The 21,222-nt window shown below is 49.4% G+C and carries 20 protein-coding genes; 3 read left to right on the forward strand and 17 right to left on the reverse strand.

All coding sequences use genetic code 11. The features are described from left to right. Window positions 1–69: 69 nt before the first annotated feature. Both HPY27_RS16985 and HPY27_RS16990 read right to left on the reverse strand, forming a co-directional pair. Window positions 70–1,833: a sensor histidine kinase gene (locus tag HPY27_RS16985; RefSeq protein ID WP_174225520.1), complete on the reverse strand. Its 1,764-nt coding sequence runs from the start codon at window positions 1,831–1,833 to the stop codon at window positions 70–72. After that, complete coding sequence (locus HPY27_RS16990; RefSeq protein WP_174225521.1) at window positions 1,823–2,548, reverse strand: response regulator transcription factor; 726 nt, start codon at window positions 2,546–2,548, stop codon at window positions 1,823–1,825. The genes HPY27_RS16985 and HPY27_RS16990 overlap by 11 nt, the downstream gene beginning before the upstream one ends. A gap of 199 nt (window positions 2,549–2,747) precedes the next feature. On the opposite strand from HPY27_RS16990, the gene HPY27_RS16995 reads away from it, so the two are divergent. Continuing rightward, a complete protein-coding gene (locus HPY27_RS16995; RefSeq protein ID WP_174225522.1) occupies window positions 2,748–3,737 on the forward strand; it encodes a M23 family metallopeptidase in 990 nt (329 codons plus the stop codon). A gap of 71 nt (window positions 3,738–3,808) precedes the next feature. On the opposite strand, the gene HPY27_RS17000 is transcribed toward HPY27_RS16995, so the two are convergent. Further along, the gene (locus tag HPY27_RS17000) at window positions 3,809–4,408 is read right to left on the reverse strand and encodes a DJ-1/PfpI family protein (protein WP_017251250.1); all 600 of its coding nucleotides are present in this window, start codon (window positions 4,406–4,408) and stop codon (window positions 3,809–3,811) included. A 133-nt stretch (window positions 4,409–4,541) separates the two neighbouring features. On the opposite strand from HPY27_RS17000, the gene HPY27_RS17005 reads away from it, so the two are divergent. Further along, the gene (locus HPY27_RS17005; RefSeq protein WP_017251251.1) at window positions 4,542–5,249 is read left to right on the forward strand and encodes an ArsR/SmtB family transcription factor; all 708 of its coding nucleotides are present in this window, start codon (window positions 4,542–4,544) and stop codon (window positions 5,247–5,249) included. Here the strand turns inward: HPY27_RS17005 and HPY27_RS17010 are convergent, their stop codons facing one another. From HPY27_RS17010 to HPY27_RS17055, 10 genes are all read right to left on the reverse strand, one after another. Then, window positions 5,250–6,137, reverse strand: coding sequence for a DMT family transporter (locus HPY27_RS17010; RefSeq protein WP_174225523.1), 888 nt, complete (start codon window positions 6,135–6,137; stop codon window positions 5,250–5,252). Window positions 6,138–6,233: 96 nt separating this feature from the next. Then, a complete protein-coding gene (locus HPY27_RS17015; RefSeq protein ID WP_174225631.1) occupies window positions 6,234–7,379 on the reverse strand; it encodes a GNAT family N-acetyltransferase in 1,146 nt (381 codons plus the stop codon). After that, entirely contained in the window at window positions 7,372–8,706 is a 1,335-nt protein-coding gene (locus tag HPY27_RS17020) for a F390 synthetase-related protein (RefSeq protein WP_174225524.1), read from the reverse strand. The genes HPY27_RS17015 and HPY27_RS17020 overlap by 8 nt, the downstream gene beginning before the upstream one ends. Continuing rightward, window positions 8,694–9,548, reverse strand: coding sequence for an MBL fold metallo-hydrolase (locus HPY27_RS17025; protein WP_254612917.1), 855 nt, complete (start codon window positions 9,546–9,548; stop codon window positions 8,694–8,696). Before HPY27_RS17025 ends, HPY27_RS17020 begins: the two co-directional genes overlap by 13 nt. Beyond that, on the reverse strand, window positions 9,535–10,536 hold the full coding sequence (locus HPY27_RS17030) for an NAD-dependent epimerase/dehydratase family protein (RefSeq protein WP_174225525.1): 1,002 nt from the start codon (window positions 10,534–10,536) through the stop codon (window positions 9,535–9,537). The genes HPY27_RS17025 and HPY27_RS17030 overlap by 14 nt, the downstream gene beginning before the upstream one ends. Window positions 10,537–10,551: 15 nt before the next feature. Beyond that, a complete protein-coding gene (locus HPY27_RS17035) occupies window positions 10,552–11,727 on the reverse strand; it encodes an ATP-grasp domain-containing protein (protein ID WP_174225526.1) in 1,176 nt (391 codons plus the stop codon). After that, window positions 11,717–12,712, reverse strand: coding sequence for a beta-ketoacyl-ACP synthase III (locus tag HPY27_RS17040; RefSeq protein WP_017251258.1), 996 nt, complete (start codon window positions 12,710–12,712; stop codon window positions 11,717–11,719). The genes HPY27_RS17035 and HPY27_RS17040 overlap by 11 nt, the downstream gene beginning before the upstream one ends. Before the next feature lie 180 nt (window positions 12,713–12,892). After that, window positions 12,893–13,588, reverse strand: coding sequence for a response regulator transcription factor (locus tag HPY27_RS17045; RefSeq protein WP_017251259.1), 696 nt, complete (start codon window positions 13,586–13,588; stop codon window positions 12,893–12,895). After that, window positions 13,585–15,042: a sensor histidine kinase gene (locus HPY27_RS17050; protein WP_174225527.1), complete on the reverse strand. Its 1,458-nt coding sequence runs from the start codon at window positions 15,040–15,042 to the stop codon at window positions 13,585–13,587. The genes HPY27_RS17045 and HPY27_RS17050 overlap by 4 nt, the downstream gene beginning before the upstream one ends. A gap of 27 nt (window positions 15,043–15,069) precedes the next feature. Further along, window positions 15,070–15,975, reverse strand: coding sequence for a hypothetical protein (locus HPY27_RS17055; RefSeq protein WP_174225528.1), 906 nt, complete (start codon window positions 15,973–15,975; stop codon window positions 15,070–15,072). A gap of 174 nt (window positions 15,976–16,149) precedes the next feature. Here HPY27_RS17055 and HPY27_RS17060 point away from each other — a divergent pair, with 174 nt between their 5' ends. Continuing rightward, window positions 16,150–17,028: a proline iminopeptidase-family hydrolase gene (locus tag HPY27_RS17060; protein ID WP_174225529.1), complete on the forward strand. Its 879-nt coding sequence runs from the start codon at window positions 16,150–16,152 to the stop codon at window positions 17,026–17,028. Between the two features lie 115 nt (window positions 17,029–17,143). On the opposite strand, the gene HPY27_RS17065 is transcribed toward HPY27_RS17060, so the two are convergent. From HPY27_RS17065 to HPY27_RS17080, 4 genes are all read right to left on the reverse strand, one after another. Then, window positions 17,144–18,130 (reverse strand): FecCD family ABC transporter permease, encoded by a 987-nt coding sequence (locus HPY27_RS17065; RefSeq protein ID WP_174225530.1) that lies wholly within the window; start codon window positions 18,128–18,130, stop codon window positions 17,144–17,146. Continuing rightward, the gene (locus HPY27_RS17070; protein WP_017251264.1) at window positions 18,127–19,119 is read right to left on the reverse strand and encodes a FecCD family ABC transporter permease; all 993 of its coding nucleotides are present in this window, start codon (window positions 19,117–19,119) and stop codon (window positions 18,127–18,129) included. The genes HPY27_RS17065 and HPY27_RS17070 overlap by 4 nt, the downstream gene beginning before the upstream one ends. Before the next feature lie 71 nt (window positions 19,120–19,190). Then, complete coding sequence (locus HPY27_RS17075) at window positions 19,191–20,171, reverse strand: ABC transporter substrate-binding protein (RefSeq protein ID WP_174225531.1); 981 nt, start codon at window positions 20,169–20,171, stop codon at window positions 19,191–19,193. A gap of 109 nt (window positions 20,172–20,280) precedes the next feature. Then, window positions 20,281–21,132, reverse strand: coding sequence for an AraC family transcriptional regulator (locus HPY27_RS17080; protein ID WP_174225532.1), 852 nt, complete (start codon window positions 21,130–21,132; stop codon window positions 20,281–20,283). Window positions 21,133–21,222 lie beyond the last annotated feature (90 nt).

Below are 21,222 nucleotides of genomic sequence, written 5' to 3' on the forward strand. Positions count from 1 at the left end.
CTTGCAAACGAAAAAGGCTGCCTTTGCTGGTCAACCCTGACCTCGCAAAACGCAGCCTTTTCTTCCTATTTAAGCCCGAGGCGGTTGCTCCGCTTCCCACGTAATCGCAATCGTCGTCCCCTGCCCGACAGCAGTTTTCACTTCGAGGGAACCACCAAACGCTTCCACTAATGCTTTAGTAATGACCATCCCAAGACCAGAGCCTTCCGTCCTGGACTCGGTGTCTGTGCCACGATAATATCTCTCAAATAGTCGATCTGCTGTTTCTTCATCCATCCCACTACCATTGTCGCTAAAAATGAGCACAACTGTTGATGGCTCGACAGCCTGTACGCTGATGGATACAATTGTACCGCTTTTATTATGAATCAAGGCATTGGCAACCAGATTATCCACGATTCGCTGAAACCAAGGCTTGTAGATGAGCATGTAAACAGGCTCGGCAGAGGGGGTAAACCGGATGCAGCCTTCCGGGTACAAGGGATGTTTGGCTGCTTCCGTAATGGCTTCAGCCGTGCAACCATTCAGGTCAACGAGCTCTACTGAAGGAGCTCCTTGTCCGTTCCTCAATCGATACGTCAGCGCCAAATCGTTGATCAAGTCTTCCATATACGCTGACTTGTCCAAAATAATTTTCGCGAAAGTATGTACCTCTTCTGTCGTCCACGTATACTCAGCATTTCCTAACAGATGCGCGTATCCTTTGACAGAGGACAACGGCGTTTTTAGATCATGAGAAACGCCTGCGATCCACTCATTTCTCAATTGCTCCGTTTCTTGGCGCAGCTTTTCGTTGCGGTAAAGCGTTTGTGACAAGGAATCCATCGAGTCAATCACATCTTGGTAGATACGATATTTGCGCTTTCTCTTCCCTCGCTTGTCTTGGCTGAGTGGAACACCATCCGCATTGGCAGGCTCCTCGTACTTTCCTCCACGCAGAAAGGTCAGCCACCGTAATACGTGAACAATCGGTGCGCCAAATCGCTGTCCGAACAAGTAGGACACAATCCCGAAGACGAACATCGCCGATAAGAGCAGCATGCCCATTCCGATGAAAAGGGCCTTACTTTCCGGTGTCAATAGCGGTTCTTCCCCAGGAGTCGTTCCTGGCAACGGATAACTGAGTACCCAGGTTTGGCCGCTTTTTTGATCATAGTGCGATACGATTGTTGCTCCGTAGCGATCCGGGTATATCGAGCGTAGCGCCAGCTCTTCCACAGAGAAATCTTTGATCGCTTTTGCAGGCTTATTGAATGAAGCCAGCTCTGCTCCCTTCGGGTCCAGGAGCTGTACCCAGCCCTCTTTACTCTTCAATTGGTTTTGGGTGCTTAAAGGAAGCATGATCTCGTTATTTTTCAGATCAGCCTCCTTAATCATCTGCTGCAAGAAATCGTCATCGCGGTTCGTCATCCCATACAGCAAGGTGTGTACCACGCCGTCTTTTTCCTGTATCCATAACGATAACCGATACGGAAACGGGCTTTTTCGGAGCCAATAAGCCGTTAATTGACCAGGACCGTAATAACTGGGTACGTCAGGCGGGGTAAAGAAAGAGTCGGTGACATAACCCTTTTCATCAATTCGCTGAAGCCACCCCCCGCTATCTCGCACCTGCTCCAGCAGCTTCGGGTCAAAACGGACATCCCCCCCCTCTACTTCAATGGTCTGGATCAGCCGCTGCAAGCCGACACTCTCAAATTCACGTGAGGACTGTACCTTTGTCATTTCTTCAAGCGTCCAATATAACGTAAACCCGGCTAACACAAAGAGGATAAGGCCAACCAGCACCAGCCACATGATCAGATGGAGCGCGATTCTGCTCTTAATATTCATAAGGAAGGCCCTTTTTCACCATTTTGTACCCGAGTCCCCTGACGTTCACCAAAAACTCCGGTTGCGCTGGATCGGGCTCGATGCGCTCCCGAATCCGGTGGATATGTACCATGATGGTGTTGTCATCACGTAAGCTATTCACGCCCCATACTCGCTCGTACAGCTCGCTTTTCGAATATATCCGATTCGGATTTTTACACAAAAATAGCAACAGTTGAAAAACAAGGGACGGACAAGGTATGACTTTCCCCTCCACAAAGAGCTCCCCTGCTGCTTCATAGACTTGAAAACGGCCAAAATCATAGACCCCTTGAACGGGTGCTGTCGGTACGACTGGGTTCAGTTTGCGCGTACGGCGAAGCAATGCCTTGATACGTGCGACGATTTCCATCGGATTAAACGGCTTCGTCACGTAATCATCCCCACCAACAGCAAATCCGGTCAGCTTGTCAAAATCGGTATCTCTCGCACTCAAGAACAAAATCGGCGCATCAGTCAGACGGCGGATGAATGGACATGCTTCTATGCCGCTCATGTTCGGAAGCGTTACGTCCAAGACGATCAGGTCATAGCTTTTTCGTTCGCATGCACAGAGCGCCTCCTCAGACGTTTTCACCTTGTCGATCGAGTGGAATCCTTCTTTGTGCAGTACGGTCTCAAGCAATTGGAGAATGGCTTGCTCATCGTCCACGAGAAGGATAGTTGCATCTTTCACGATCACTTCGCTCCTTTTGCGCTTTTGCGTTATCCTCCATTTTATCATGCGTAGTGTCAGCGCGCGTCCACAACAACCTTAACGGAATCATAATTTTGCGTACGTTCGATTTAAGCATCCTGTAAGGTAGCGTTTCATGTCCGATAAGAGTGGCTTTCTATAATAGAGCTAACGCTTAAAACAAGATAGGAGTGGCAACATGAAAAAAGTTTGGATTTCACTCGGTGTAGGAGCAATTCTGTTGACAGGATGTGCTGCGCAATCAGAAGCAACCGCAATACCCTCTACTACTGAATCCCCCACAAAGAAAGAAGAAGGTGCAAAGTCGATGACGGTTAAAACGGAATCTTTTGTGCAAGCTCTCCATAACGGAAAAATAGAGGATGTGTATGAGCAAACAAGCTCGTCATTCAAACAGCAGGTTTCAAAAGCACAATTTGTAGAAGGGTATACTGCTTTTAGCAAGGGGTTGAAGTCGTGGAATCACCATTCCCACACGTACGTAAACGGGAGCTATTATGATACCTGGGTGGATCAGGACGCTAAACGGGGTCTCGTCCTTACGACGGATGAAAAAGGGATCATTACAGGCGTTTTATTAAAGCCATTGCAAAGCTACCCTGACACCGACAATGCTATGACAAAGCTGGCGTATAGCGCCCCGTTTACAGGTGAGTGGTATGTGTTCTGGGGAGGTCAGAATGTCCTTTCAAACTATCACTACGAGGTGGAAAGTCAACGCTATGCATACGATCTGATTCAGGTCAAAGACGGATTATCCTACAAAGGTGATCCAGCGAAAAACGAGAGCTATTTCGCATTCGGGCAAGAAATACTCGCACCGCAGGCAGGAACCGTCGTGCATGTCGTCAATGATATCAAGGATAATGTCCCTGTCGGAGCGATGAACGCACAGCAGCCCGCTGGCAACGTCGTCATCCTCGATCATGGCAACGGAGAATTCAGCTATTTCGCTCATTTGAAGGAAGGCTCCGCCAAGGTAAAGGTTGGCGATCATGTGAAGAAAGGGGATTTGCTTGGGGTATGCGGCAACTCTGGTAATTCCAGCGAGCCTCATCTGCATTATCAGGTTTCTGACGGGAAAGATTTGTTCAACAGCAAATCCATTCGCGTGCAATGGGAGAACGGATTGAATCCGCGTCAAGGCGAAAGCATTACCGCGAAATGATCGTATAGCTGTTCATCAGCGGCAGTCCATCACTTTTTCTTGTATCCAAAAAGATGGGCTGCCGCTTTCATTTAGAGGACAATATCATACTCCATTATCTTCGCAGTCTGTTCTGCTACTTCCGCGCCTACTAATCGTTTGATGATGTGAAAGGACATATTGATACCCGCTGAGATCCCAGCAGATGTCACGATATTTCCTTCATCCACGAATTTTACTCCTTTTTGCACAACGACTTCTGGAAATTCCTTTTCCATGCGATCGAGACTGGCCCAATGGGTCGTTGCTTTTTTGCCCGATAATATGCCTGCTTTTGCAAGTAAAAAAGCTCCTGTGCAGACAGAGGCCATCAGCTCCACCTGCTGCATTTGTTCACGAATCCAGTTGATTACTTGTTCATTATGTACTTCTCGTTCCCTCGCACCTATCCCACCAGGAATGATGAGAATATCAAAAACAGGCATATTGGCAAAACTGTAATCAGGTTGAACCTTTAGACCATTCAGCGTCTGAATCATACTTCCTTTTTCCGATACCGTTTTTACACGAAAAGGTATATGGCTGCCATTTTCCATAGATGTCACCGAGAATACTTCAAACGGACCTGCAAAATCCAACACCTCCACATCATCAAACAAAAAAATTCCTACTCGCCATTGCTTGGTCTCCATGTAGATCTCCCCCATCCTTGTTTGGATATATTTTACAACAACTATTTACGGAACATCTCTTGTTTTTTTCACTGTAAGAATCTGCTAGAGTCATGGGTAAGAAGAGAAAAAGGATGAGGAGGTCCACTGTCTGATGAGTACCAGTCCGAATATTATAGAGGTCGCGTCCCTCATAGGAGAACCATCCCGCGTCTCCATCCTTGTCAGCCTGATGAACGGTAAGGCACTCCCCGCCAGTGAACTCGCCCGAAACGCAAAAGTCACCCCTCAAACGGCAAGCACGCATTTGGCAAAGCTGGTGGAAGGCGGTCTTTTGGTCAGCGAATCGCATGGCCGACATCGCTACTATCGCCTAGCCAACCCCGAAGTCGCCCAAGCCATGGAATCGTTAATGACTATCGCTGCACCTAAGCCGGTTCGTTCCTTGCGCGAGTCCGACCAATTGCGAGCCATCCGCTATGCTCGCACCTGCTACGACCATCTCGCAGGCGAAGTGGGCGTTGCCCTGACGCAGAGAATGCTGGAATTGCAGTTGATCGAGGCATCCGGTCAAGACTACGTGCTCAGTGAAGCCGGAAAAAATAAGCTACAATCACTCGGCGTAGACCTTTTGGCCAAGCCGAAGAGCAGGCGTCGTTTTGCCCGTCCGTGTTTGGATTGGAGCGAGCGTCGCCACCACTTGGCAGGCAGCCTCGGGGCCTCACTCACTAACCGATTTTTTGAGCTTGGCTGGATCGAGCGAGTACCAGGAGGGAGAGCAGTCCGTGTCACGCCGTTAGGCAGCTCTGGATTTATGACCGAGTTCGGACTGCATGTGGATGAATGCAAAAAGCACAGCTAGCTACTCTGCCAGCTGTGCTTTTTCACTCATTTGCCTTCGCGGAGCAAACGTCCAATTCACCAGGAAAATCCCTGCGAAAATCAACAATCCGCCCATATACACATGCCATTGCACGACCTCACCGAGCAGCAACCACCCCGACAAAACACCGAAGAACGGAGCGAGGAACAAGAAAGCACTCGTCCTGCCCGGATCTCCGTAATTCAGCAAGTAAAACCACGTCGCAAACTGCACAATGGAAGCCATAATCGCGAGCCATAGGACGACGAACACAGCGGTCGGTGTCACAATCAGCTTCGGCGTTTCCAGCGTGAACCCTATAACAAGGAGAAGAATTCCTCCGAACAACATCTGATAGGCAGTCATCACCCACACATTGAAGCGGACTCCCCACTTTTTGACGAGAATCGTAGCAATTGACCACGCCAGGGCGGACCCGATGCCGAACAACGTCCCAGTCTCCCATTGCAGATGGAAACCCAGCGTGATGAACACCCCAACCAATCCAATCAGAACGCCCATCCATTGCGTCAACCGATAGGATATTCCTAGAAACAGCGTTCCCCATATGACCACGAGCAGTGGGTTCATAAACGTCAGGATCGAGGATTCACCCGCTGTAATTGTACGCAGACTCAAAAAGATACACCCCATGACGGCGGCCGTCTGCAAAAATCCGATTAAACACAGCTTCCCCCAGTCACCCGCCGACTTCGGAAGCGGCTTTTTCCATACCCACGCTCCCATGATCAGTCCTGCTAACGTAAAACGCAGTCCTACCAGCAGCAATGGTGAAAAATAGGCCAATCCAATTTTTCCTACCGCAAAAGACGAGCCCATCAATGATGTCGTCACGACGACAAGTATCCCGAACAAAATTCGATTCATGGTTGTTGTTCCCCCGTTTCAGGCAAGCTACTTGTTTCTACTTACATGTAGTGTACCTGACGGTTAGTTCGATGAGGGTCGAAGTGTGCAAATGGTTTACAGTCGGTACTTCTCCACCATTTTTATCCCAATTTGATTCAGCAAAACAGCGAGTACCTTCCAGACCAATTGACGATAATACGGCAAATGTTTGACATACACCGCTGTATATTCCGGTTCCCCCTCGGCTCCCCTGTCTGCTTTGAAAGCACCTACGCCTGCACTTTGATGGAGCAGGATGCCCTTGCTCTCTGCTTCTTGTACCAAGAGGCACGACAGCATCCGATACAGCCCGGTCTCTTTGGGAAGCGTCGTATCATAGCCAAATAGCGGTGTCGTCATCACACCATTTCGCTCAAAATAGCCAAGAATGCCGTCCAACCGTCCGTCTTTTTCCAAGCCGATGAGGGTCAATGTCCTCTTTTGCATCGCCAGTCGGACGAACTCCACCGAAAACTGTGGATTATGCTGGGAGTATTTATCCAGATACAGCGCGTTATATAAAGCAACGATTCGCTCGACATGCTGTTCTCCCAGCTCCTCATGACGCAGGATGCGATAGCCGGATTTGGCAAGCATTTTCCGATCGCGGTTGAGCGTATTGCGGACCCGCCACTTGCCCTGCGCTGGCCAATCGGGGTGAAACAGATAGACGTAGCGACTGGGAACCATGAGATAGCCCTTCTCTACGAGTCCCTTGTAGAAATCCGGGTACAGCCTGCGACAAACAGATCGAAACGCGATGATATGACCGGGGAACTTTTGGATGCCGTTTTCCGTGATGTCCTTCACTTCATCTGCACGCACATCATGATACAGATTCGTCGATAACAGCCAATTGTTGACGATGACCATTTGGTTGCATTGGCTTTTTTTCATCCAGCGTCCAAGCCCTGTGAGTACAGTCGACAATACCCGCCTCAACACCCCTGAATCGAGCATACTTAGCTCTTCCTTCGCGTACGTCACGTAATGGGTAAACACCGAACTGACATACGAATTGTCGTACTCGGTATCGTTCACCGTTACGGGCATGATCCGATCGCCTACACGGAGTACATGCATCCGCGTCTGTACATTTTGCACATAGCGGGATGGTTGTTCTGTCATCATGGGCAACAAATAGCTTTTGGCGTAGTCGGCATCCTGCGCCTGTTCCCAAGGGATTTGCCCCACCGAGGTCCCTTCATACCATTCAATCAATGGCCTGCTCACCTTGAACAAACATCCTCTCTACCCGCCGCAATTTTTTCGTACCGAGATTCAACTCGTACGGCGCAAACACAATCGCAGGCAATTGTCCTTGCTGATCGGCAATGACTCGCTCCAGACCTTGGCGTACTCGCTCCTGCTCTTGCGTGGACGGTCCGTCTCCATCCTTCATGAGCAGTGCTACCTCCACTTGCTCATAGCTTAGCTGCCGTACCGTATACTCTTCTATCGCATCAGATGAGGTAATGACGGCACGGCGGATGAAATCAGGAAAGACCGATACCCAACGGGCTTCCGTTTCATGGCGAAAAACAAACAAATCATCTGCCCTGCCCTCAATCGATTCCAGCGCCATAAATACAGAGCCGCACGGACATGGCGTACGTTTTTCCGTCAAAATGTCGTTCAAACGATAACGGATAATCGGCTGTGTCGCCCGGGAAAAATCTGTGATGATCGGAAAGAAACGCTCCTTTTGCTCATCGAGATACTCCTTTTCCACCACCACGATGTCTTCATTGACATGCAATGTCCCGTGTGAGCAGCTCACCGCAAGCAGCCCTTCTGTGCATTGATAAATTTGATGCACGATCTGCCCGAACACTTCTGCGATGTATGTTTGATCCAACGGGTCCAGCACTTCTGCCACCGAGATCACCTTGATCGGAGATATCCGCAATTTCCCTTGACGCTGGGCAGTCGCGAGCATTCTCAACATCGAGGCGGGCGCAACCAACACCGACGGCTGATACTGATTCAGGTGATCAAGGTGCTGATCGAGCGGTATTTGCAGATCGAAGAACGAGAATTGAATGCGACGCCTGTTGACCGCCGTATACAGGTTGCTATTCGCTCGCAAGAAAAAAGCAATCCGCTGTGTCGACCATAGCTGACCAGGCAGTGCTTTCGCCAAAATCACCCCAGCCCATTTCGCCTGCTCCTGCGGTCCCACGAGAAAAAGCCCGCGATTACCAGATGTCCCAGAAGATAATCCTATGGTCACACCGTTTAATTGGGGAGTGAAATCGCGTGTCGTTTCTGCTTTCAGTCCAATCGCAAATGCTTCTTCCTTCTTGATTCCGCACGTATTCAACTCGTCAAAATGGTCCATCATGTGCTTTTTATCAATCGGCTCCATCTGTCTCCATTGTTCTGGCGCTCCCAATCTCTTTCGGTAAAAAGGAGAAGCTGGCAAAGTGCGAGACAACATCGCTCTGACCTGCGCTTCTTGCCATTTTACCAGCTGCTCACGCGAGGAAAAACGACGGGCAAGCCACTTCGTTTTTACATACTGCTTCAAGAGCGTCATGATCTCCATGTGAACTCTCCTCTGCTGGCCTGCCAGACTTCCCCGCAGTGTGTCGGCATGATTTTCATGTCGGGACGTTGGCGGGATAGCACATGCAGCTTGTGCAAATGCTCGCGATACGCCTGTCGATCCGCCATGATCAACCTAGCCAGCGGGTGAGGCAACAAGTTGCCGCGATAGGCTTCACTCGACCAAGCGGCATCCGCACACAAAAATACATCTCCATGATCCCGATCGCGCAGGAACACACCAAACTGCCCGATTGCATGTCCGTTCAGATCGACAATGTACAAACTCTGATCCGCAAATAAATCATAGCCTTCGGTGTATGGCGCGTAAGCCTCTGGCAATGCCACTAGCCCTCCTAGATCAATGAAAGTCACCCGTTCTTCGAAATCGTCAGGCATCAAATCAGGCAAATACGCCTCCCGTAGCGCCGCCCACCCCGTCTTTCCCTTGACGTGGTTGTAGGCACTCTCAAAGCAGTATAGTCGCGCATGCGGAAAATCGCGCAAACCGCCAATATGATCCGCATGAAAATGGGAAATAAGAATACCTGCTATATCTGTCGTTTTGATTCCACGTGCTGCGAGCTGCTCAGAAATACTCTCATGTACCTCCGAGAATACGGGGGTTATTTTGCCGTATAGCGAATAAGGAAGCTTGCTCGTGGCTTCAAAAAAGCGCTGCGAATAGCCCGTATCAAAGAGCAGCAAGCCATGGACGGGATGCTCGATAAGCCCTACGATGGCGTGAAACGGGATGTTTTTCATCCGGCCGCCTTTTCGGGAAAACATCTCGAGCTGCTGGCAGTAGCCCGTGTCCATCAGCGTTAGTTTAACGTCCATCATGCGTCCTCCACCAATCTGTAAACGTCTCGATGCCCTTGGCAATGCTCACCCGCGGTTCATAGCCCAGATCGCGCTTCGCCTTTGAAATGTCCAGGGTTTGTGATTTGGCGAGCACACCTACCGAGTAACGCGTCAAAACCGGCTCGCGATAGCCCAAAACGGTCTTGGAGAGTGTCTCCAGTACCCAAGCTGCCGCATACGCCTTCCAATATGGCAGCTCGCGCGTTTTCAGTGGAACTCCCAAGCGACGAAACACATCTGACAACACCTCAATCATCGTCACTGGTTCCCCATTTGTAATGTTGTAAGCCTGTCCCAATGTGTATGCTGGAGAATCCATGCACAAGATCAGCGCGTCCACGACATTTTCCACATAGGTCAAATCAATGATCGCCTTGCCTCCGTCGATCAGCGGAACGAATTTCTTTTCATTGGCGCGGATCAATCTGGGAAGAATGGCATTGTCCCCAGGGCCAAACAAGGCCCGAGGACGAATCGTTATCGTCGGAAGCCCTGCAAGAAACGCCTTGTCGACTTCCAGCTCCGCCTGGTATTTGGTCTGTGCGTATGTATTAGCAAACCGTACGGGCATCGGCTCATCTTCGCGGATACCCAGCTTGTCGTAAAAAGCAAAATAAATACTCGGCGTCGATACATGGACCAGACGCTCTATGCCGTGTTGCTTGCAGCCCTCGATGACATGAATGGTCCCTGTCACATTCGTCTCGTACATGTCACGATACGTTCCCCACGGGGAGGAAAAAGCAGCCGCGTGATGCACGATGTCCTGATCGCGGCAAGCCTTCAACATGGCTTCTCTATCTTTTAGGTCTGCCCGAAGGAATCGAATACCCTGCTCCTGCAATTGCCGGCCGATTCGCTCGTCTCGTCCTTGCGCTGTCACCTCATAGCCCATTTCATGCAGTCGCGTGGCCAGCTTCTGCCCGAGAAACCCTGTCGCCCCTGTTACTAGCACTCGCTTGTTCATATCTTCCTCACGTCCTTACGACTCTTCTCCGTTCCATTCGATATCGCTCGTACTACAAGCGATCATGCTTTTTCTCGTTCGAAAACTCTGCCAAGCCAAATCTGCCAGCATGGAGAACTGATCAAAAAAAGGCCATGGATCATCCCACCTAAACAGTACATCCCTCGCAGAAAGCAGGTCGCTCACCCAACGCTTTGCCTTCTTGCCATTCGTCATGCCAGCAAGGCCGTATGTCAGCATTGCCATCCCTAGCATGCAAGCTTGTTTTCCAGCAGGGACAACGGTTTTTCCCCGATCAGAAAAGTAAGCAGTCGCAGCCTCTTGCTGTCCTGTAAACAAATGCACACCGCTTGTCAGGCGTGGATTGCATTCGATCACGTATAACTCTCCCTGCTCATTCTCAATGAAATCAAACGCGATTTGTCCGCTTAACTTATGCCGTTGCACGAAGCGACTAACAAATTCTCTTACCTGTGGATGGGCTGAATAGGCGAAGTGAATCGAGGCCCCTTGCCCTGCTGTATGTGTTGTTTCGTAATCGGCGTACAAGGCGAGCTGCCCATCCTGAGCAACCGCGTAGCTGCACACCTGTTTTCCTTTTATAAACTGTTGGACTAGCCATGGCTGCCCAACTGTCGGTTCGGGTAGCATAGACTGCCCTGCCGCAAAGGACGGGTCTGCCACGATCTGTACATGAGCGGCAAAGCGCGAATAGACGGGCTTCAGCACAACAGGCCCGCTTGCTTGTAGCATGGCCTCCCGCAGTTGAGCAGGAGATTGTACCCGAACTGTCTCTGGAACCAGTGCTCCCACCTCGCGCGCCATTTCGGCAAAAAGCCATTTGTCGTGCAACGAACGCAGTACCTCGATACCTTCTACAAGCACTTCACCAAAGTCAAGCAAGCGATCCCGCCCGCGCGAGACGTAGAATATCTCTTCACAAGTCGGGATCAACAGATCGATGCGCTCGCGCTGCATGATTTCGCACAGCTTTTCGATATAAGCATCGGGCTGCTGACGGGGAGGAGGCACTTGGTAGGAGCGCTCTACATAACGAGAGTGCTGGCATAAATGTCGCCGCGCACTCTCTGCTACAATGACTCGATGTCCCACAGAACCCAGCAAACGCGCTAGCTCTAACGTAGCTGGAGCTCGTCCTCCTGTCAGCAAGACTGATTGTTTAGTATTCAAGCACAATTCCTCCGAGAGACAAGCCGGCAGATGTGCCCAGCAGCATCAGGTGATCGCCTCTCTGTACCCGATTCTGCCCAATCGCTTCATGCAGCGCCATTGGAATGGAAGCTGCGATGACATTGCCATGCTCTGCTAGAATGTTCACCATTTGCTGGTCGCTAAAACCGAGCTTGCCTGCCATGATCCGCATCGCCATTCCACTGGCCTGATGAGGAATGACTGTACGAATTTGCTCCTTGGTTACGGAGGCTCCGGACAGCAAGCGATCCACAAATCCGGTAATCAGCTGTGAGGTCAGGCGAAAAATTTTTCTTCCGTCCATATCAAATGCAAAGTCTGCTTCTCGTCCTTGCGCAAATTGGCTCGGGTGGATCAGCGTACCGCCACCCCTTATTTCGGAATAGTGCGCCCCTTCACTGTATGTTTTCATACTTGAACCCAAGATGCGGGAGCTTTCTGTTTCAGGCGTCCTGCCGATGACAACAGCCGCAGCTCCATCTCCGAACAACACACAACTCTCTTTTTGCTCCCAATTCAAACCTGCGGAGGATATCTCAGATGAAATAATCAAAACTCGCTTGTAAATACCAACCGCCATCTGGCACGACATCACATCCAGCGCAGTGACGAAGCTAAGGCATGTCGCATTTATATCAAAGCAAGGAATACCTGATTTGCTTAGTTGAAGCTCTTCCTGAATCAAGGCAGCCGTGCATGGGATTTCCTGTTGCGCCGTTCCGCTTGCACATACGATACAATCGATATCGTGAAGAGAGAGGCCCGCCGCTTCCAAAGCACGCCTAGCAGCAATGGCTCCCATCTGTGCTGCCGTTTCGTTCGTTACAAAATGCCTGACGCTAACCCCGGACTTTTTCTCTACCCATCCAGCCGCAAGTCCCAGCTTTTCTTCCAGTTCTGCTGCTGTCACACGCCGAGTGGGCAAGTATTTCCCTGTTCCGAGGATTTTGATTTTTCTCTCCATGATCTGTGTCTCCCTTAGCTCGCGTTACTCACACACTATTCGACATCTGCCATTTATTTTACCTAAGTTTGTCGATTTTTGGTAAACAGAATAAACACTTGGTACGAAATACCCAAGTGTTTACGTATGCAGTATTTCTTTATTGCTCTCACAAAAGATAGTTCACTCGTTTCCACCTATTTATAGTAAAAATCGATAACCGACACCCCACACCGTCTCGATGTATTGTGGCTTAGCCGGATCGCTTTCTATTTTTTCCCGCAGCTTGCTGATATGCACCGTCACCGTCGCGATATCCCCGTAGGAATCGAGACCCCAGATTTTTTCAAACAGTTCCGTTTTGCTAAATACCCAGTTCGGGTGGGTTACCAAAAAGAGCAGGAGGTCGTATTCCTTGGAAGTGAAAGCTACTTCGTTTCCATTGATATAAACCCTCCGCGCCAGCTTGTCGATGCGAACCCCACGAAGCCTGATCTCCTCTTTTGCCGTACGCGGTTTGGAATCGGAGACGAGACGGTCGTAACGGGCTAGATGGGCTTTGACCCTCGCTACCAGTTCGCCCAAGCTAAACGGCTTACTGATATGATCGTCGGCCCCTAGACCCAGACCACGGATCTTGTCGATGTCTTCCTTTTTAGCGGAGACGAGCAGGATCGGAATATTTTTGGCTTTCCGGACTTGCTTGCAGATTTCAAAGCCATCCACGATGGGGAGCATCAGGTCTAGAATCAGGAGGTCATACTCCTCTCGCAGTGCCTTTTGTAGGCCCGTATCCCCGGAAGTAGCGACATCGACCGAGTAGCCGTTTGCCTCCAAGTAATCCTTTTGCACCTCTGCGATCACCGTGTCATCTTCAATAATTAAAATGTGTTTCATTCCATGTCACCCCCGGCTCTCTTGAGATCTGGCAAGGTAAAACAAATGCGGGTTCCGCGTCCGCTTTCACTCTCCGCCCAAACACGACCACCGTGCCCCTCCACAATTTGTTTGACGATGGCGAGTCCAAGACCACTGCCTCCCATGGCCGAATTACGCGAAGGGTCCGCCCGATAAAAACGGTTAAAAATATGGGGCATGGCTTCTTTTTCAATTCCTGTCCCATTGTCTGAAATCGCCACAATCACTTCACCGTCAGCTTTCTCCACTTCCAATAGGATCAGCTTCTCGTCCTTGTTCAAGTACTTCAGGCTATTGTCCACGATATTCATGAGCACGCGATGAAGTTTTTCCTGATCAGCCATGACTGGAATCGGACTTTCCTTATGCTCGTCATAGCGAATAGAAACGCCGTTCATCCGCGGATCTAGCCGCAGCTCCTCGGTAAACTGAGCCATATATGCTCGCATATCGACTTCTTCAAAGTGAAAGGGAAGCTTGTTCAAATCCAGTCTCGAGAATAAAAATAGCTCATCAATCAGACGGTCCATCTGTTCTGATTTGATGGCAATCATCTTCATATATTTTTCCCGCTTCGCTTCCGTATCCGCAATCCCTTCCTGAACCGCTTCCACACAGGCTTTGATTCCTGTTATGGGTGTTTTTAGATCGTGCGAAATACTGGAAATCAGTTGTTTACGATTTTCCTCATACTGAAGCTGCAAATGGATAGAATCATACAATCTGCCACGCATCTCCTCAAATGCTTCTCCCAGCTCTCCTAGTTCATCTTTGCGATGGAGTTGAACAGGGCGCTCCAGATTACCTTCTTTCATTTCGTTCGCTGCCTGCTTTAATGCGTACAAAGGTCGAATGATACTGCGTGAAACAAGAAACGTTAGTACACCGTTCGTCAGCGCCACAATCGTTAGAAGACTGAGAATCAATGCGATAAAAAAATAAATGCCTGTCTGCATAAATGGGAAAGAATTTGCGAGGAAGTAGAGCTTTCCTTTACTCTGATCAGCAAAAGTGAACTCGTACGTATCAAACGTGTAGCCGTCCTGTTTAAGCTGCTTCCAGCTGTGCATGCGCCCCTGATCTGGCTGATCCTGCAAATAGTCAGGCAAGTCAGCGCTATCAATCGACTGGGAGAGGAATAGTACTTTTTCGTCCTTTGTCAGTATCAATGCTCCGCCAACTGCTTGTAGCTGCTCATCCGTCTCTGTTAGCATGTTCTGGTTCGTCAATTGATTGGGAGCGTATTTGGCCATGAATGTGACACCAGCAAACAACTCGTCTCGTTTATTGAGAGTATCACGAAGGAACGGTTTGCCTGCTTCTCGTTCCCCCCAAAAGTAATTCGCCAATCCCGATGCCACCAATCCAAACAAAACAAGGGGGATAATAATCATGGCAATATAGGAGAGCAAAAGTCTTGTTTTGATCGACATGGTTCATCACCCCCTTGTAGTCATGGTTTACTCGGAATCGGAATGCTTCGTCCAGCCTTTTCTCCCTTTGTTCTTCATGTCCTCACGGGAAACCTTCTCAACTTGTTTGCCTGTAAGATCGATGCGATCAGGTGTGGTCGTACCCAGATCGGACAAGCGGATATCCAAAGAAAGCTGGAGCTTGTGGACTTTCCCAGACGCGTCCGTTCCCGAGAGGTGCACCACAGCAGATTGCTGTTCGATTTGATTTTTTTCGTCGATCTTGGCGTTTAGCCATACTTGGTCCACTTGAAAATCCTCTTGCAAGTGAGGAAGCTGGACAGATAGATGGTTTTCAGAGGAAGACGCTTCTTGACTATGTTCGGCGAGCTTATCGTAGAGAATAGGTCCGGCTGCTTGAATAAATGCCGGAATTTGCGTTTCGGAGAGCTGAAGCGACGTACGCTTGCCTCCATCCGGTAGATTCTCAACGGTCGCGTTTTTTCCGAGATCGCCGAATACCGTAGCAAACAGCTTATGCATCATGGCGCCGCGTTTGTTATCGGCGTCATTTTCTGGTTGGTGTCTTCTATCCATTTTTTCCATGACCCGATAAACGTTACTATCCCCTTTTTTAACCACAACTTGATCCTTTTCCAGAAAGGCCTGCATGCTTTTCTCGCCCAGCGTGTCTGTAAAAGTCGCATCTACATTTCCGATGTGCTGGTTATGATCGATCTTTGCGACTCCCTCCAGTGTGAGCAGCTTCGCTCCGTTGTCTGTGAGTGATAGCTGCGCGTGGGCCGTCATGCTTTTCGCTTCCTTCGTCTGATGCAGGGCTGATTCATATACGCCCATCGTCGTGCTATCCGCACTCGCTGATGCCCCATACCCCCAAATCAATGCTCCTGTGACTCCAACCGACAAGCCGATACCTAACCATTTTTTTCGCATGATGATCCCTCCTATTTTCATCGAAAGCAACTGTCATCGCTTTCTATACCAATGATGATAAATAGAGGGTCTAAACACGCTCTAAATCAATTCTAAAAAAAGTGTAAAAACAATTCCATATGCTATATTGAAAGAAGAAGAGATCAGCATGAACCTGAAGTGGAGGCATTATCTATGAGCATGCAAGAAGGCTATATTGAAGTTCCTGGCGGAAGAGTATGGTACAGTCGTGTCGGCGAAGGGGAGAAAACGCCTCTGATCGTCCTTCACGGAGGACCTGGCAATACGCATGATCCGCTCAAATCAACGCTTCATGTCTTAGGCAACGACAGACCCGTCATTTTCTACGATCAGCTCGGGTCAGGAAATTCCGATCGCCCAACTGATCTGACTCTTTGGAAAACCGAACGCTTTGTGGAAGAGCTAGCTTGCATCAGACAAGCCCTTGGTTTAAAAGAGGTTCACATCCTGGGGCATTCGTGGGGCACGATGCTAGCAGCAGCCTATTTAGTGGATGCTAAGCCGGAAGGGGTACAGAGCATCATCTTCTCCAGCCCATGTCTGAGCGCAGAGCGTTGGAAGCACGACGCAGATCGTTTAATCGAGCAATTGCCAGTGGATGTGCAACAAACCATTGCCACACACGAAGAGCAGGGCACAACTGATTCACAAGAATACCAGGATGCCATGAAAGAATACTACAAGCGCCATGTGTGCCGCCTTGATCCAATGCCAACAGTCATGACAGAAAGCCGTCCAAAAGCAAACAAAGAGGTTTACATGACGATGTGGGGACCTTCTGAGTTTTGCCCGACAGGGAATCTGAAAACATTCGACTACACACCAAAGCTACATCAAATCAACATCCCTTCCCTGTTCGTTTGTGGCCGTTATGATGAAGCGACGCCTGAATCGACAGGTTATTATCAGTCTCTGGTGCCAAACGCCGAGCTCCATGTCTTTGAGAACAGCTCGCATGTCGGCTATTTGGAAGAGACAGACGAATACGTGCAGGTTATCCGCAGCTTTTTGCAAAAAGCAGATACGAAATAAAAGCGCCGCAGCCTCGCTGGCTCTACCTACTATATTTTACCATTGGTTCTCTTAAGAGAACCAAGCAGGACCGAATCTCGCAAGCATGTCCTTTTGCAAGATTCGGTCCCTTCTTTTATACTCCTCTTCTTTTCTCTCGTCCGATCAAATACAAGAAATACGGCGCCCCAATGACAGCTGTCACGATGCCCACGGGAACCTCCATCGGCGGCAAAAGCCATCTGCCTAGCCCATCAGCGGCGACCATGAGCGTAGCACCGAGCAGAGCAGCGACTGGGAGAAGAAGTGTGTGCTTCCCACCTACCAATCGACGAGCGATATGCGGTGAGAGCAGACCCACAAACCCGATGGAACCGACAACCGCCACACATGCTCCTGCAAGTGCGACAGAGGTTACCAAAAGGACAACACGCAGGCTCGACACATCCTCGCCCAAGCCTTCTGCTACATCATCTCCGAGGGACAATACGTCGAGCCGGTACGCCAATAAATAAGCAATCGGTAAAAAGATGAGTATCCACGGAAGCACCGCCCATACGTGTTCCCATCCCCTTCCCCACAAGCTGCCTGCCATCCAGAGCAGTGCCGCATTGACATCCCCCGGATTTTTGACCATCAGGTATTGGATGCCCGCCTGACAAATGACCCCGATGGCGATCCCTACCAGCGCTAAAGTAGCGGGCTGGACGCGTTTTCGCGCGGTATATACATACAAAATAACCGCGACAACTGCCGCACCCCCAAATGCCGCTAACGGTAGCAAATAAGCAGGAGATTTTGGAAAAAGAAAAATAACGATGGCAGAGGCGAGCCCCGCTCCTTTGGTGATGCCGATTACATCAGGAGAGGCCAAGGGATTGCGAATCATTCCTTGTAAAATAGCACCGGATACCGCCAAGCCTGCTCCAGCAAGCATGCCGAGGACAACACGCGGCAAACGATACTCTCCAATAATAAAGCTATGATTTTTCGGCCCCGTCCCGAAAAGCGACTCGACTACCTCACGCGGCGATATGGACACCGCCCCAGTTCCGATACTGATAACAGCGGTGACGATGAGCAACAGAAGTAAGGCAGGTGCAATACTTTGTCTGCGTGTCATGAAGCTCTCCTCTCCTTACCCACTAAATAGAGGAAAAAGGGAGCACCCAGAAAAGCGGTCACGATGCCTACTGGCGACTCATACGGATACGCGATGAACCTGGCAAGAACGTCGGCATAGACCAACAGCAATGCACCGAGCAACGCTGTAATCGGGAGGTATAGCTGACTCTCTCTCCCTAGCAAAAGTCGGGTCAAATGAGGCACCATCAATCCGATAAAGCCGATCGGACCAGCAACGGCAACAGCCGAGCCTGCGAGTACGATGACAATGATTCCACAGATCGTCCGTACCCGAAATACATGTTGTCCAAGATTTCTGGCCACATCCTCACCCATACGCATAATCTCGATGGAGCGAGCCATATAAAATGCAAGCACGAGCCCCGCGATCGACCAAGGCAGCACACGGTTCACATCCGTCCAATCTGCTCCATCCAATGACCCTGCAAGCCAAAACAGGACTTGATCGGTAGAGTGCTGATGAAACAAGATGAATGCCTCTGTAATCGAAGCGAGAAACAGATGGACGGCTGTGCCAGCCAAAGCCAGCTTAACAGGAGTCATCCCCCCAGCCGCACCGAGATAGTACACCGCAAATCCACCTATGACAGCCCCGCCAAAAGCGAGTGGCGCTAAAAAAGGCACCGGGAGATTTGGCAAGAGTACCAAGACAGCTACGACAGCCATCGATGCACCTGCGTTAACCCCAAATGTCTGTGGAGAAGCAAGTGGATTGCCTGTCATTGCTTGCATAATCGCACCAGCCACACCGAGACCGGCCCCAATGATTACCGCCAATAGCGCTCTTGGAAGCCTGAGCGTCGTCACAATCAAATGCTCCTGAGATGTAGAGGGGGCAAAAAGGGATTTTACGCCACTCACCAACCCCATGTCTGTCCAACCAACCGAGATACTGACGACTAAACCAAAAACGAGCAGGAGCATTCCTGCCGAAAGAACGATACCCGCCTTTGAAGCTCCCTCCATAGGTACAACCTCCTCCCGCAAAAACGACGGGATCGATGTCAGCTATGACACCCATCCCGCAAAGCTTCCTCTTATTTGCTAGAAAGAAGCGTTACTGCTTCCTCCGAACTTAACTCTGATCCGATCAAGCCCCGCGACAGCGCCCATTTATTGCGTGCTACTTCAAACACCTTGCCATTTTTTACGGCGTTGATGTTTTGCCAAAGTGGGTTCGTCTTCCATTCATCCACAATCGTCTTGTCACCTGTTTTCATCAAAAACAGTACGTCTGGATTGAGGGCAACCAGCTGTTCCAAATTCGTTTTTGGATACGCCTCTTCACTCTTTGCCGCATCCTCCAACCCGAGGTATTCCATCAAAGAACCCGCATAGGAAGCATTGGAGTGAGCAAAGAATCCGGTCGGGTTCACTACTGCTGGCAGAACCTTCAGCTTGGCATCTGTTTTTGGCAGCTTCGCTTTGATAGCCTCCATTTTCGCTTGATGCTCGTCCAAGCGTTGTTTGCCCTCTTCTTTCATGCCCACTGCATCCGCGATTACGGCGTAATTAGCTAGCATATGCTCATAGTTCGCTTGGTGGTCATTCAGTACAATCGTCGGTGCAATTTGCTTTAATTTGTCGTATACAGCCTTGTGCTTGTTCAAATCTGCAATGATGAGATCAGGAGCAAGGGAACTGATCAGCTCCATGTTTGGTTCGTAACGAGAACCGAGTGATGTATAAGTTCCTACTTTTTCTTTCACCTCAGGGATGATCAGATTCGCATCACTGTCATCAGAGATTCCTACAGGAGCTACACCCAATGTCGCCAAAGCATCTGCAAAGGAAAAGTCCATCACGACAATGCGCGTAGGCTTGCCCACAATTTCCGTTTCCCCCAGCTCATGCTTGATCACTCGTTTTTCACTTGAAGCTGCTGGCGTAGACTCTGTATGGGTCTCAGCTGCTGGAGCTGTTCCCTCTGCATTTTGTGTCGCTGTACCGCAACCACTCAGAAAGACAGATACCATAAAAATAAGAAGAAAGCCGGGTAACAACAGTCTTGCTCTCATGATGAGAAAACCTCCTACCAAAATAAAACTCTATCGAAATTGAAAATCATTTTCAATAGAGATTATATCGATAGCCACTATACCATACCATGAAGAATCTTGCTCGATTTCATGAATTATCTTGTCTCATATGCGTCTTGACGTATTCCGATGGTGATAGGCCAACGACTTTTTTAAACATCTTGCTGAAGTAAAACTCATCGTTATAGCCTACGCTTTGTGCCACCTCACGCAATCGACTCCCCGACAATCGGAGCAGCACCTTTGCCCGATTGATTCGAAGGTTTGTCATGTAATCGGAAAAGCTCACACCCTTTAGCGTTTTGAACATGCGTGAATAATAGCTGGGACTGACATTCGCCTTTCCTGCCAACATCTCCAGCGTGAGATTGAGCATATAGTGCTGGTCGACATACAGGATCGTTTCCTCGATGCTAGCCACCGTATTTTCACTGCTTTCAATCGAAGAAAAATCTTTCACTAGAATGTACAGAATGCGCTCGAATAACAATCTCTGCCGAAATTGCTCTCTCTCCTCATTTGACGCATAGCTTTTATGTAGTTCTTCCATTAAATGCAATACCTGCGAATGACTGCGTACACGGAAAGTCCCTTCCAGGGGAAAATTTTCTTTGCCCGGAACAAATACTCTCTCTTTCCCTGTTTCGTTTTGTTCGATCCAATAGGAGAATGCAATGAAGAAGACTTCCAGCTCTTTGTCTGGTTCCGTCCGCAAAGAAACGCTCGTCTTCGGCTTGATAAAAAACACATCGCCTGCTTCAACTACCTGTCTCTTCCCGTTCTCTCCCATTGTTCCTTTTATATTTTTGACAAACCCGATTCGATGAGAATGAGCAGGTGAGATAATCAGTGGATCATGGTTACGGCAAATCTCAAGACTGACGGTGTCGAGGGAGTAGATCATCTGTTTTAACTGTCGATAGGCTTCATTTGCAATCAACGGTGCTTCCCCCTCTCATATGCCTTCTATTATAGCTTGTTTCCGTTATCTGACGCATTATTTGAGGGTAATGGTAAATTCAAGAAGGCT

The organism is Brevibacillus sp. HB1.1 (genome assembly GCF_013332445.1).
Classification (GTDB): Bacteria; Bacillota; Bacilli; order Brevibacillales; family Brevibacillaceae; genus Brevibacillus; species Brevibacillus porteri.

What these genes read in the sequence shown, in the direction of transcription:
- HPY27_RS17030 (WP_174225525.1), bottom strand. Translation starts at nt 10,536, where the DNA reads ATGAACAAGCGAGTGCTAGTAACAGGGGCGACAGGGTTTCTCGGGCAG.
- HPY27_RS16985 (WP_174225520.1), bottom strand. Translation starts at nt 1,833, where the DNA reads ATGAATATTAAGAGCAGAATCGCGCTCCATCTGATCATGTGGCTGGTG.
- HPY27_RS17070 (WP_017251264.1), bottom strand. Translation starts at nt 19,119, where the DNA reads ATGGAGGGAGCTTCAAAGGCGGGTATCGTTCTTTCGGCAGGAATGCTC.
- HPY27_RS17050 (WP_174225527.1), bottom strand. Translation starts at nt 15,042, where the DNA reads ATGTCGATCAAAACAAGACTTTTGCTCTCCTATATTGCCATGATTATT.
- HPY27_RS17045 (WP_017251259.1), bottom strand. Translation starts at nt 13,588, where the DNA reads ATGAAACACATTTTAATTATTGAAGATGACACGGTGATCGCAGAGGTG.
- HPY27_RS17055 (WP_174225528.1), bottom strand. Translation starts at nt 15,975, where the DNA reads ATGCGAAAAAAATGGTTAGGTATCGGCTTGTCGGTTGGAGTCACAGGA.
- HPY27_RS17005 (WP_017251251.1), top strand. Translation starts at nt 4,542, where the DNA reads ATGAGTACCAGTCCGAATATTATAGAGGTCGCGTCCCTCATAGGAGAA.
- HPY27_RS17040 (WP_017251258.1), bottom strand. Translation starts at nt 12,712, where the DNA reads ATGGAGAGAAAAATCAAAATCCTCGGAACAGGGAAATACTTGCCCACT.
- HPY27_RS17060 (WP_174225529.1), top strand. Translation starts at nt 16,150, where the DNA reads ATGAGCATGCAAGAAGGCTATATTGAAGTTCCTGGCGGAAGAGTATGG.
- HPY27_RS17020 (WP_174225524.1), bottom strand. Translation starts at nt 8,706, where the DNA reads ATGGAGATCATGACGCTCTTGAAGCAGTATGTAAAAACGAAGTGGCTT.
- HPY27_RS17010 (WP_174225523.1), bottom strand. Translation starts at nt 6,137, where the DNA reads ATGAATCGAATTTTGTTCGGGATACTTGTCGTCGTGACGACATCATTG.
- HPY27_RS16995 (WP_174225522.1), top strand. Translation starts at nt 2,748, where the DNA reads ATGAAAAAAGTTTGGATTTCACTCGGTGTAGGAGCAATTCTGTTGACA.
- HPY27_RS17065 (WP_174225530.1), bottom strand. Translation starts at nt 18,130, where the DNA reads ATGACACGCAGACAAAGTATTGCACCTGCCTTACTTCTGTTGCTCATC.
- HPY27_RS17075 (WP_174225531.1), bottom strand. Translation starts at nt 20,171, where the DNA reads ATGAGAGCAAGACTGTTGTTACCCGGCTTTCTTCTTATTTTTATGGTA.
- HPY27_RS17000 (WP_017251250.1), bottom strand. Translation starts at nt 4,408, where the DNA reads ATGGAGACCAAGCAATGGCGAGTAGGAATTTTTTTGTTTGATGATGTG.
- HPY27_RS17025 (WP_254612917.1), bottom strand. Translation starts at nt 9,548, where the DNA reads ATGATGGACGTTAAACTAACGCTGATGGACACGGGCTACTGCCAGCAG.